An 11,603-nucleotide genomic window follows, 5' to 3' on the forward strand; every position below is an offset into this window, starting at 1 on the left:
TCAGCGACTCAGGGGATGGGGGACTGGATGACGTAGTAGATGGAGTGGAAGTACTTGTGCAGGCCGTCCAGCAGGCTGACGAGGAACGGCCAGCCCAGCACGGTGAAGCCCAGGAGCGCGCCCGACACGACGGCGTACTCGGACATCGCCTGACCCCGCTGGCGCCGCTGATGCTGGAGGCGCGAAGCCCTCCGCCGCGTCGCCCTACTCTTCTTCTTCATGGGCCGCCTCCTTCTCGCGGGACGTGTTCGACTGGCGGGAGCCACGGCCCTCGTTCTTGCACTCGTCCATGCAGCTGTTCTTCTCTTCGACGCAGGCCGTGCTGCACTTGCCGACGACGGAGCCCGCGTGCTTGGTGCAGATGTCCTTGCACTGCTTGGCGTCCTGTTCGCACGACCTGTAACAGGCGGGGCTGCTCGCGAGCGCAGGGGTGCCCACCGTCGCGAAGGTCAGAAGCGCCCAGAGTCCCATTCCCGTCATCCGCCGCATCGTCACGTCTCCTCCGCACCCGCTCAGGGCGCCGGCTTCATCCGCCGCATCACCGACAAGTTGAACTCCACCACGCCCTCGGACGAGGACTGCTTCAGCATGGCCTGTCCGTTGAGGCCATCATGCCCCACCTCGAAGCCCCGGGCATTGGGCCCTGCTTCGGAGGACGGGCCTGCTTCCCAGCCCTGCGCGGCCATGGCCCGGCGCCAGTCCGCCTCCACCTCCGCCAGGCTGCCCGTGGGCGACGTCCCGGCCACCAGGAACTGGGTCACGCCTTCCAGCTGGAGGGTGATGACCTGGGGCTTGTCCGCGCCCGCCGGCAGGGGCAACCACCGGGGCGGCGCGGACGCGCTCTCCAGGGCCTTGGCCACCTCTCCCGCGGAGACGAACACCAGCGTTTCGCCGCCCTGGTACAGCACGGAGACCATCCGCATCTCCTTGGTGGCGGGGCTCCAGTAGCCCACGTAGCCGCCGTAGGCGCTGAACTCGTGCCCCAGCACCGGCAGCCCCGCGTCGCGCAGCACCTGCCGGTAGTGCAGGAGCACCTTCTGCGGCGGGTCCTGGGTGGAGAACCACGCCACCGCGATGGGCACGTCCGGGCCCAGGTAGTCCGCGGCGAGCACCTCCGGACGGCCGGACGCGTTCGGGTAGGGCGGGAAGTGCACCAGGGCGCGCGCGAGGATGGCCTCTTCGAAGGCGGAGCGCTTGGTGCTGGGAGGAGGCTGGGCCAGTTCCTGTTCGGCCTTCGCCTGCACCACCTCCAGCGGCGTGGGGGCGTCGCGGTAGACGACGTCCTCCAGGGCCGCTCCCAGCAGTCCGCCAATCACGGCGAGGCCCAGCAGGCCCCCACCGATGCGGAACACCCACGACGAACGCAGCGACATCAGCAGCTTTCAGGCTGCTTGCAGCCCATGTAGGAGACGCCGCGGTTGCCGTAGCTCTGCTGGGGGTTGTTCTTGTCCCAGTCGCGCCACTCGCTGTTGTAGAAGTACCGGTTCTGCCCCGCCTGCTCCACCTTCTGGCTGGGCGTCTGCATCCCGTTCGTGAACGGCTTGATGGAGACGTTGGGCGACTTGGGGTTGTCTCCCTTGATGGGGGAGTCGGAGTCGCCCGCGATGAGGGTGCCCACCTGCAACGGGCTCAGCAGCTGCTTGCTCATGGCCTGGCTGAAGAACTGGGCCGAGGACGCCATCAGCATCGGGTAACCGAGGTTGGCGGTGTCCTGATAGACGCTCTTCACTTCCTTGTAGAAGTGCTCGCCGCCCTTGTCCCCGCCGCTCTTGTCCCCGGGCTCGATGGTCACGTCGTCGTTGATGGCCCAGGTGTCCGTGAGGATGGACATCTGCTCGGTGGGCATCAGGTAGGTCTTCTGCATGTCCTGGTCGCCGGCCTGGGCGTTGCCGTGGATGCTGCCCTCCTGCTGCTCCTTGGCCAGGTCCTCCTTGGAGAACTCCGGGAACAGCGTCTGCGGCAGCATGTAGTTCTGCACGCCGATGCGGGCCGAGCACCGGATGAGGCCGCCGTTGTTGTAGTCATCGAAGTAGCCGTTGTGGATGGGGACACCCAGCCTGCCGACCTGCTTGTCCGGCGCCTGGCACTCCACCTGCTGGGCCCCGGTGTTGAGCCAGCACGGATGGGACGTGAGGGCGGCGTGCTCGTGGTGCTGCTCGCCCTTGCAGTCGAAGTCCACGTCGTCGTAGCTGTCCACGCCGGACTCGTGGTCGCAGTACATCAGGCGCGCGTAGCCCTGGACCTGGCTGAAGCCGCCGTACTCGCCCTGCTTGTCGGGCTCGGCCCAGTCCTGGACGGTGTAATCCCAGACGGTGGCCACCGCGGCCTCCTGGGCGTCCAGCGCGAAGCGCAGGAGGTCGTCCAGGAAGAGCGCGTAGAGGAACACCGGGATGAAGACCAGCATGCTCAGGGCCATCTCCACGGAGGCTGCACCGCGGGAGGCAGGACGGCGAAGAGAAGGGCTCACAGGCTCAGCTCCGGGGTGGCGGCGAGTTGGGCGGAATCGGCGCTGCCGGCGGCGCCCAGCACCTTGGCGGCCTCCTGCCCCGTGAACGGGTGCAGCTTCGCGCGCCAGAACGGGCTGAAGAGGTTGGGCGCTTCGCGCCAGCCGTTGGCGCCCAGCCGGTGGTAGTAGACCAGCGCCTTGGACAGCGCGGCGCCTTCGTCGGCCGCGAGCGTCAGCTTCGCGGTGCCCTGCTCGCCGTGCGTGAAGTTGAGCGTGGCGGAGCTGTTGAGCTCCCAGGGCGCCTGGCTGGCGTTGCCCGAGCGCAGCGTGCGCGTGACGTAGCTGTAGGAGCGGGGCTGGCCGAAGTCGTTGTCCGCCTGCGCGTTGCCGCGGAACTTCATGAAGCAGTTGCCCGTCATCACGCAGCCCAGGCCCGTCTTCGTCGCGATGCCGTCGAAGTCGTGCTTGCCGGAGTGCGCCTGCTTGGGGTTGTGACCGCCGCCGTTGGAGTCGCTCCAGATCTCCGCGTCGAAGGGCATGTACGGCGCGATGCCGTCCTTCCACTGGTTGAACATGGCGCCGCCCTCGTCGCGGGAGACCACCGTGCTGCCCTTGGTGCCCACCTGTCCGGGAGGAGCCCAGTCGCCCTTCTTGGCGCCGACACCGGCGGAGCCCTTCATCGTCGGCAGGGGCAGGTGCAGGCCCTCGCCGGGGATGTCGCTCATCAGCTCGTTGAGGAAGCTGGGGTGCAGGTAGTAGGGCGCGGGGATGCCGCCCGCGTCACGGTTGGCCGTCCAGCCGGGGCGGCTGGCGTTGGCGATGTCCGTCATCGTCTTCGAGTGCGCGATGGCCGCCGAGTTCGAGCCGCCGCCCATGCACGGCAGGCCGTCCACGGCGCAGTTGAACTCGTTGGCGTTGAGGCCGCCCACGCCAGAGGCCACGGTGGACGCGCCCTTGGAGTTCCAGTCCGTCAGCTTGTCCAGGCCGCTGCCGCTGCCGTTCTGGATGGCCAGCGCCGTCTTGGTATGGGCGGCGACCTGCGAGGCGTGGACCGACTCCACGATGGTGTCCAGGGCCTTGATGGTCTGGTTGAAGCTGTCCTCCACGTCCTTGATGTCGCTGGCGTAGCTGTTCGCCTTCTTGGAGTACTTGTTCGCGACCTTCAGCGCCTGGATGCCGTGGATGCAGTGCTTGATGCACGTCCAGCAGGCGCACTGCGCGAACTCCATCGCCATGATGATGTAGAAGTTCGTCTGGGACGCCTTCAACATCTCACGCGTGAGGCTGGCCGTGGACATGTACGCGTGCATGCTGGCCATCGCCACGTAGGAGGCGGCGATGGAGCGGTTGCTGACCGCGTAGTAGTTCAGGGCGCGAGCCTCCATCACGGCCATGGAGTAGGCCATGGTGTCGCTGTGCTGCTGGAGGCCCATCTTGTTGCGCAGCGCGTGGGTGAGGTTGAAGCTCAACGTCACCATCAGGGCCAGCGTCAGGAAGGACAGGCAGGCCAGCACCATTGACTGGCCACGGGAACGGCGGCGGCGCGAGATTTCAGGCATTGGCTACTCCGGTTACTGCAGGGTCTCGAACGAGAAGACGCACTTGTTCGTGTCCGGCAGGGGGTTGGCGCCCAGGTAGAAATTGGACTGCATGCGCATGGTGTACGTCGCGCGGATGGGGAGGATGTAGACCGAGTTCTGGGCCGCGGCGTCGTACTTGCCAGCGCTCCCCAGCATCTCCCGGTCCGTGACGTACTCCTTCGTGTCCGTGCCGTTGCCCAGGCGCAGGACGAAGGGCATCTCCTTCTTCCGGGCGATGTTGTAGATGACCATGTCCGCGAACGGGATGGGCAGCCGGTAGTTGAACGTCACCTGGATGCGCAGCTTGGAGCGCTGGCTCTGGGCCCAGTCGCCGGTGGACGTGATCTTCGAGGGGTTGTCGAAGTCCAGTTCGCCGGAGGTCGCGCCCATCTCGTCGCGCAGCGGGCCGCAGATGGTGACGTCCGCGTACTTCAGGCCGCCCGCGTCCATCATCTTGTTCTTGGACGCCCACGCGAACTTCATCTGGAAGTCGGTCGCGCTCTCGATGGCCTTGATGGTCTCGCCGCCGCCGCCCGAGGAGCTGCTGATGAGGGGCAGGAGCACGGCGATGGCCGCGCTCTCCATCTGCTTGACGTTGGCGTTGTGCAGGGCGCCCGCGCGCACCGCCTTGTAGGCGGCGTACTTCGTCATCAGCCGCGCTTGGTGCATCATCCCGAGCTGGAGTGTTCCCAGGATCAGGAACACGAACATCGGCAGCACGATGGCCGTCTCGACCGCCACCTGCCCGGATTCGCGTCTGTCCCGCATGAAAGGCCCCTGGGTGCGCATGAAGTGGGAGTCTTACCGACTCTCATGACTGGCCGCTACCTTGCCCCCGGAAGGCCCCCGGCGGAATCCGCCAAGTGGACGGGAGGGCGTACCCGGATCCATGCTGGCGGACATCCCGCCCCGGGGTCCTCCAGTGGGAACTTGACGGGTGTCCAGCCTCATGCTTGGCAGGCAAAAGGACCCTTCATGCAAGGAGCAGGATGATGAACTGGCACAAGGCGCGGCTGGCGGGGTTGGTGGCGGGGGTGCTGCTGGCGGCGTGCAGCGGCTGCGGGGAGGACGAGGAGGAGCCCGGCGAGGACGAGGACCCCACCGAGCAGACCGACCGCCCGGGGTTCGCCAACAGCGACAAGGCGCCTGAGGGTCTCCCGTTCACCCTGCCCGAGGGCATCGAGTTGGAGGAGCCCATCACCGGCTTCAACCCGTTCGACCCGGACGGCTCCTGCAAGCGCGAAGAGGACGAGACGGCGGTGGCCCCCCAGGGCAGCGGGGACCTCATCCGGCTGTGCCTGAAGTTCCGGAACACCACCCGCCAGCGGATCGACGTGGACCTGCCGCCGGGCCTCGTCTTCATCTCGTCGAGCGACAAGGTGCAGCACGGCATGCTGGTGCAGGGCCTGACGCTGGAGGTGCCTTCCGAGCAGTACCTCTTCGCGCCCATCAAGGGCTACTGCCTCAACGACACCCGTTCGGGCAACGGCATCACCGACCTGTTCAGCAAGGGGCCCGTCACCCAGTACACCGACTTCAAGGAGCTGTTCGCGCTGCTGGCGAGCAAGAAGCTGCCCGTGACGGGCGGCGCGGTGACGCAGCTGCAGAACATCGTGTGGAACCTGACCCACGACAAGGCGCTGACCCAGGCGGAGCGGGACTTCATCGCGGCGCTTCCGAACAAGTAGTCCGTGCAGGTGAGGGGGAGCCTGTCGCCCATCGCGCGGCCTCCCTTCACCGCTTCCGGGCGATGTCCTGGATGAGCGCCACGTAGCGGCGCTGCTGGGGGTTCAACTTGAAGGCCTTGCGCAGCGCGTCCTCCGCGAGCGCCCACTGGCCCTCGCCCCGGGCCACGTCCCCCAGGAAGGCCCAGCCCTCCTCCAGACCGGGCTCCTGGCGCACCAGCTCCTGGAGCTCCTGGAGCACGAGCCGGCCGTGGGCCTCCGGCTTCATCAGGTAGCGCGCCCAGGCGCGCCAGGCCTGGTAGAGCGGCCGGGGGTCGATGTCGCAGGCGTACTCGAAGTACTCGAAGGCGCCCGCGAAGTTGCGCGCCTCCAGGCGCCGCTTCGCCTCGTCGAACTGGGTGGTCGCGTCCAGCAGGTCCGTGCGGATGCGGAACTGTTCGGCCGCCGTGGGCCGGCCGGTGCCCCGGGCCTTCTCCCGCTGGGCCTGCCGGCGCTTCTTCCACAGCGCGTTCTGCTCCGGCTCCGACAGCGCGCCGTAGGCCCGCGCATAGGCGGCGAGCAGCCCTTCCGCCTTGTCCTTCAGCTCCGGGGTCAGGAAGCGCAGCGGGGCGAACCGGTCCGCGGCGGCGAGGAATGCCTTGCGCAGCGCCACCGGCTGCACGTCCTCCGGCACGTCCAGGAGCGCGAAAGGGTCCTGGCTCCGGTGGGAGAGGAACGCGCCCACCAGGGCGTTGCGCGCGCCCTCGTCCTCATCCGAGTAGGACGTGCCGGTGGGGGTGGCCACGGGCGGGGCCTTCGCGGCGACCTCCGCGGCCCGCTGATCCACGTCCTCCACGAAGCCCGCCACGCCCAGCAGGCACAGGGCGTAGAGGCGGCGCAGCACGGACTCCATGTCGAAGCCGGTGCGCTCCAGCAGCTCGTTGAAGGTGGGCCGCTGGCGCAGGGCCTGGAAGAGGCGCGCGTCCTTGGATGACAGCTTGGGCGCGGACTCCACGCCGGGCATCTGCCCGAAGCGCCGGTCGTCGGTGAAGGTGAAGTGCGTGGCGACGGCGTCGAAGGGAAGCTGGGTGGAGACGCCGGTGAGGATGAGCTGCGCGCTGTTGGCGCGCACGGTGGCGTCCGGCGCCTCCACGTCCGAGATGAGCCGGTAGCGCGCGTCCGTCCAGCGGAAGCAGTCCAGCAGCTTGTGCGCCAGGTTCGCCTGCAGTTGCTTGTAGAGGTCGAAGGGGCTGATGAGCGCCTTCTGCACGAGCAGCGCGCCCATCTGCAGGCCGGAGGACACGCTCTCCGCCAGGGCCTTCTGGTAGTCGGCTTCCGCCAGGCGGCCCTTCTCCACCAGGTACTTGCCCAGCGTCTCGTGCAGGAGGTTGGAGTGGCACGCCACCGGCGCGCCGTCCTCGAAGGTGATGCGCTTCTCGCGCTGGCGCACCTTCAGCTCCAGCGTGCAGGTGCGCTCCTCCACCATCAGCGCGTGCAAGAGCAGCGGGAAGGGCGTATCCGCCAGCATTCCCTCCCGCTGGCGCAGCACCTGGGACGGCGGAGGGAACATGCTCAGGAGCCTGGGCCTCGGGTCGGGCGAAGGGCCCGGCGCGGGCTTGTGCGGACTACTCCGCGTCGTCCCCGCCCGGGTCATCCGCAGCGTAGGGCTCATCATAGCCGTAGCGCGGCGCCACGTCGTGCAGGGGCAGTTGGCGGGTCACGTAGGCCCCCACGCCCATCATCACCAGCGCCACGGCGGCGTACGTCAGCGGGCGGGACGGGCGCGCCCGGTAGGCCCACCAGCGGTCGCGGCGGCGCTGGAAGCGGGGCGCCACGGTGTACTCGCGCCAGGCGGCGTCGCGCATCGCCTTCGCCTCCGCCACGAGGCCTTCCTTCGCCAGCACGCGCGACAGCAGCACGCGGCCCTCCACCGAGCCCTGACGCACCTGGAGGAAGCGCTCCAGGGCCTCGCGCGCGCCCTTGAGGTCGCCGTGCTGGAGGCGGAAGCGGCCGCGCTCCAGGTCGATGGCGCCCTGGCGGTAGTCGGCGTCCAGGCGGGCGGCCTCGTCGAGCAGCAGCTCGCCCTTGGGCGCTTCGCCCGCGCCCAGGTAGGCCACGCCCAGCAGGAAGAGCGTGTCCACGTCGTCGTCGCCCGCGTCCAGGTTGGGGCGCAGCAGGTCCACCGCTTCCTGGTAGCGCTTCTGGCCCAGGCGGATGTCGGCCAGCTCCGCGCGAGCGCGGCGGTCGTGGGTGTTGGTGAGGATGGTGCCGGCCAGTTGTCCGGCGCGCTGCCACTTCTTCAGGACGCGCACCGGGCTGGGCAGCACCTGGAGCGTGAAGCGGTCCGCCGCGAAGAGCAGCACGGCCAGCAGGGCAAGGGACATGAGCGGGCTGCCCGTCAGCAGCGTGAGGCCCATCCACAACAACCACTTGGTCAGCACGGTCGAACGTCCTTCCTCAATCCGTCGCTCCCGCTTCCCAGCGGTCGCCCTTAGAGCAGCCGCGCACAGATGGCGCTGTGCACGTCCGCGCCCCGCTCCGTCAGGGCCAGCCTGGGCCCGTTGCGCGTGGCGAAGCCATGGGCCACCAGCCGCTCGACTTCCGCGCGCCGGGACTCCACGGGCTGGCCGTATCGCTCACACACGGCCTCCCAGTCCACCCCCGACACCAGGCGCAGGCCCATGCTCAGTCGCTCGGCGAAGAGTTCCTCCGGGCCCAGGTCCTCGCGGTTCGCCTCCGGCACCCGGCCCTCCTCCACCGCGCGCAGGTACGCCTCCGGGCTGCGCAGGTTGACGTAGCGGTGGGCCTGGGGCGACAGCAGCATCCCCGTGGCCCCCACGCCCAGCGCCAGGTACTCGCCGCCGGTCCAGTACAGCGCGTTGTGCCGGGAGCTGAGGCCGGGGCGCGCGTGGTTGGACACCTCGTAGCGGGCAAGGCCGTGGGCGCCGTACACGTCGCGCACCGTGCGGGCCATGGCCACCACGTCGTCGTCCTCCGGCAGCGAGAGCTCCCCGCGCGCCAGTTGCTTGGACAGCGGCGTGTCCTCCGCCAGCACCTCGCGCTCCACCGTGAGCGCGTAGGTGGACAGGTGCTCCGGCTGGAGCGCCACCGCCCTGAGCGCGTCCGCCTCCACCTGCTCGCGCGTCTGGCCGTGCACGCCGTAGATGAAGTCCAACGCCACCACCGGGAAGCCCGCCTCGCGCGCCGCCGCCACCGCGCCCTCCACCATGGCCGCGTCGTGCGCGCGGCCCAGCGCCTTCAGCGTCTGCGGCTGGAAGGACTGCACGCCCAGCGACAGCCGGTTGATGCCCGCGGCGCGGTAGCCGGCGAAGCGCTCCGCGTCCGCGCGCTCCGGGTTGCCCTCCAGCGACACCTCCAGGCCCGGCGCCAGGGACATCCGCGCGGCGATGCCCTCCAGCACCCGCGCCACGTAGCGCGGGTGCCACAGGGACGGCGTGCCCCCGCCCAGGAAGAGCGACTCCAACGGCTTCGTGCGCAGCGCCGGGTCGGCGGACAGGCGTGCGTCCAGCTCCGCCAGCACCGCGTTCGCGTACCGCTCCTCCGGCACCTGGCGCGCCACCGCCACCGCGAAGTCGCAGTAGGGGCACTTGGCCAGACAGTACGGGAAGTGCAGGTACAGCCCGAAGCGGGCCGCCTGCATCCCCGTCAGCGGATCCGTGGGCGCGGCGAAGGACATGGAGGTGGAACCTCTACTTCAGGGCCTTCAATTGCGCTTCCAGCCTCGCCACCTTCGCCTTGGCGCTGGCGGCCGATTCGAGCGCCGCCTCGGCCGCCATCAGCTTGCGCTTCATGGAGGCGATGTCCGCCTTGAGCTGCTCGCGCTCCTGCGCCCATTCGGCGGGCGCGTCCGAGGCGCCCGCCGCAGGAGCCTCCTCCAGCTGGGCTTCAAGCAGTTGCCGGGTCGCCTGCTCCGCCTGCAACGCCGCCTGGGCCTGCGCGAGCTGGGCCTCCAGCGAGGCCCGCTCCGTCTGCTGCGCGCCCCCGGCCTGGGCCTGCGCGGCGTTGGCCTGCGCGAGCTTCGCATCCAATGCGGCCTTCGCGGCCTGCTCCGCCTGCAGCGCGGTGTTGGCCTGCGCGAGCTTCGCGTCCAGGTCCTTCACCCGGGCCGCCTGCGTTTCGGCGACGCGGCGCTTGGACTCGGAGGCTTCCAGGGCGCCTTCCACCATCTTCACGCGCTGCTGGAGTCGGTCCACCTTGTCCGCTTCCGCGCGGGCCGCCTCCAACTGCTCGGTGAGGGCGGTCAGCTCCTCGCGCTGTCCACCCTGCCCCGCCGCCAGCGCATCCACGCGGGCCTCGGCCTCCGCGGCGTTCACCCGGGCGTCCGCGGCCTCGGCTTCCACCGCTTCGCGCCGGGCCCGCTCCAGCGCCAGCTCCTCCTGCGCCTTCGCGACCTGGGCCTGCAGGCGCTGCAGCTCCGCGTCGCGCTGGCCCACGGCCGTTTCCAGCATGGACACGCGCGCGGAGAAGCCGACGCGCTCCGCCTGGGTGGTGGCCAGCTTGCGATCCAACGCGGCGAGCTGCTGCTGATGGGCTTCGTCACCGGCCTGCGCGGCCGTCATCTGCGCCGTCAGCTCCGCCACCTTCGCCTCGGCGGCCTGCACCCGGGCTTCGGCGTCGTGGACCCGCGCCTCGGCGTCGTGCACCGCCTCGCCGAGCGCCGCCGCGTCCGACTCCATCCGGTCGCGCAGCGACACCTGTTCGACCTCGGCCGCCTCCAGCACCTCGCGGAGCGAGGCCAGGTCCGACTCGGCCATCCGCACGCGGACTTCCGCGGCCTCCACCTCCGCGCGCGACCCTTCCTTCGCCTGGGCCAGCTCCGCTTCCAGCGCGCGGACGCGCGCCTGCGCCTGGCCTGCCTCTCCGGCACGGCCTTCCAGGGCGCTTCTGAGCGAGGGCAGCTCCGCGGCCTCCGCCGTGCGCGCGGTGAGCGCGGCGCGCAGTCCCACCGCGTCCGCGTCCTTCAGCGCGAGCGTCCGCTCCAGCTCCGTCACGTGCGTCTGGAGCGAGCGCAGTCCGTCCTCCACCACCGCGAGCTGCCGGCGCGCGGCGTCCCGCTCGCCCTCCAGCAGCTTCGCGTGGTTGTGCGCCTCCTCCAACGAGCTGCGCGACCAGTCGCTCTCGCTCTCCAGCGTGCCCAGCGAGCCCTGCGCCTCCGCGAGCGCCGCCTCCAACTGGCTGCCCCGCAGGGTCAGCGCGTCGCGCTCGGCGGTGAGCGCCTGGACCTCCGCGGTCAGCCGCTCCACGTCCCCGAGGACCGACTGGTACTGCTCCTGGACGGCCTCCAGCGCGCCCTGCGCCTCCGACTTGCCGGCGGCCAGCTCCGCCACCCGGTCCTGCGCGAGCCCCAGCGCCTCCTTGGCGCCGACCAGCTCCTCCGCCATCGACCCGCGCGATTCGCGTTCGACCTGGAGCTCCTCCGTCAGCCGGGGGACCTCCGACTCCACCTCCGCCAGCGCGCGCGTGAGGTCCCGGCGGTCCGCTTCCGACGCGGCCAGCTCCGCCTCCAGCGCGGCGATCTTCGCCTGGGCCAGCTGCGCGCGCTGCTCCTCCTGGGCGCTCCGGGCGGGCGTTCCCGCCGCGCCCGCGTCCTTCTTCGCCTTCTCCAGCGCCGCGCGCAGGGGGGCCAGCTCCGCCTCGCGCTCCGCGTACAACGCGCGCGCCCGGGCCAGCGTCTCCGTCTTCTGCTTCAGGATGCCCCGGAAGAACTCCAACTTGTCCTCGGGCGAGCCACCCATGGGCAACCGGGGCTCGGCGGGCTCCCCGAACGGGTCTCCCTTGCCGGGACTGCGCGCCGCGGCGGCCGGGGACAGCGGGGCGGTCGTGGGCAACCCTCCACCGCCGATGGGCGCGGTGGTGGCCGGGACTCGGGCGGCGACCGGGGCGGGCGTGGGA

11 protein-coding genes are annotated in these 11,603 nt (G+C 70.3%); 1 reads left to right on the plus strand and 10 read right to left on the minus strand.

Annotated elements, in window-relative coordinates; genetic code table 11:
* Nucleotides 1-8: 8 nt before the first annotated feature.
* The 6 genes from D7Y13_RS45180 to D7Y13_RS10190 are packed head-to-tail and all read right to left on the minus strand — an operon-like array spanning nucleotide 9 to nucleotide 4,794.
* The gene (locus tag D7Y13_RS45180; protein WP_147444248.1) at nucleotides 9-221 is read right to left on the minus strand and encodes a hypothetical protein; all 213 of its coding nucleotides are present in this window, start codon (nucleotides 219-221) and stop codon (nucleotides 9-11) included.
* Entirely contained in the window at nucleotides 205-480 is a 276-nt protein-coding gene (locus D7Y13_RS10170) for a hypothetical protein (protein ID WP_158620320.1), read from the minus strand. Before D7Y13_RS10170 ends, D7Y13_RS45180 begins: the two co-directional genes overlap by 17 nt.
* 32 nt (nucleotides 481-512) lie before the next feature.
* Nucleotides 513-1,373: a hypothetical protein gene (locus tag D7Y13_RS10175; RefSeq protein ID WP_120582963.1), complete on the minus strand. Its 861-nt coding sequence runs from the start codon at nucleotides 1,371-1,373 to the stop codon at nucleotides 513-515.
* On the minus strand, nucleotides 1,373-2,404 hold the full coding sequence (locus D7Y13_RS10180) for a hypothetical protein (protein WP_120582964.1): 1,032 nt from the start codon (nucleotides 2,402-2,404) through the stop codon (nucleotides 1,373-1,375). Before D7Y13_RS10180 ends, D7Y13_RS10175 begins: the two co-directional genes overlap by 1 nt.
* A gap of 59 nt (nucleotides 2,405-2,463) precedes the next feature.
* Nucleotides 2,464-3,963, minus strand: a complete 1,500-nt coding sequence (locus tag D7Y13_RS10185) for a hypothetical protein (RefSeq protein WP_244222336.1) — start codon at nucleotides 3,961-3,963, stop codon at nucleotides 2,464-2,466.
* A gap of 54 nt (nucleotides 3,964-4,017) precedes the next feature.
* The gene (locus D7Y13_RS10190) at nucleotides 4,018-4,794 is read right to left on the minus strand and encodes a TadE/TadG family type IV pilus assembly protein (RefSeq protein WP_120535183.1); all 777 of its coding nucleotides are present in this window, start codon (nucleotides 4,792-4,794) and stop codon (nucleotides 4,018-4,020) included.
* Between the two features lie 221 nt (nucleotides 4,795-5,015).
* Between D7Y13_RS10190 and D7Y13_RS10195 the strand changes: the two genes are divergently transcribed.
* A complete protein-coding gene (locus D7Y13_RS10195; RefSeq protein WP_147452432.1) occupies nucleotides 5,016-5,714 on the plus strand; it encodes a hypothetical protein in 699 nt (232 codons plus the stop codon).
* Nucleotides 5,715-5,760: 46 nt separating this feature from the next.
* Here D7Y13_RS10195 and D7Y13_RS10200 read toward each other — a convergent pair whose 3' ends face one another.
* From D7Y13_RS10200 to D7Y13_RS10215, 4 genes are all read right to left on the minus strand, one after another.
* Nucleotides 5,761-7,260: a DUF4388 domain-containing protein gene (locus D7Y13_RS10200; RefSeq protein ID WP_120630672.1), complete on the minus strand. Its 1,500-nt coding sequence runs from the start codon at nucleotides 7,258-7,260 to the stop codon at nucleotides 5,761-5,763.
* A gap of 55 nt (nucleotides 7,261-7,315) precedes the next feature.
* Nucleotides 7,316-8,128: a hypothetical protein gene (locus tag D7Y13_RS10205; protein ID WP_233596015.1), complete on the minus strand. Its 813-nt coding sequence runs from the start codon at nucleotides 8,126-8,128 to the stop codon at nucleotides 7,316-7,318.
* 53 nt (nucleotides 8,129-8,181) lie between these two features.
* Nucleotides 8,182-9,387, minus strand: coding sequence for a radical SAM family heme chaperone HemW (gene hemW / locus D7Y13_RS10210; RefSeq protein WP_120586036.1), 1,206 nt, complete (start codon nucleotides 9,385-9,387; stop codon nucleotides 8,182-8,184).
* A gap of 13 nt (nucleotides 9,388-9,400) precedes the next feature.
* Nucleotides 9,401-11,603, minus strand: a 2,203-nt coding sequence (locus D7Y13_RS10215; protein ID WP_120630673.1) for a coiled-coil domain-containing protein, incomplete at its 5' end; no start/stop codon positions are given.

Source organism: Corallococcus praedator (assembly GCF_003612125.1).
GTDB classification, from domain to species: Bacteria; Myxococcota; Myxococcia; order Myxococcales; family Myxococcaceae; genus Corallococcus; species Corallococcus praedator.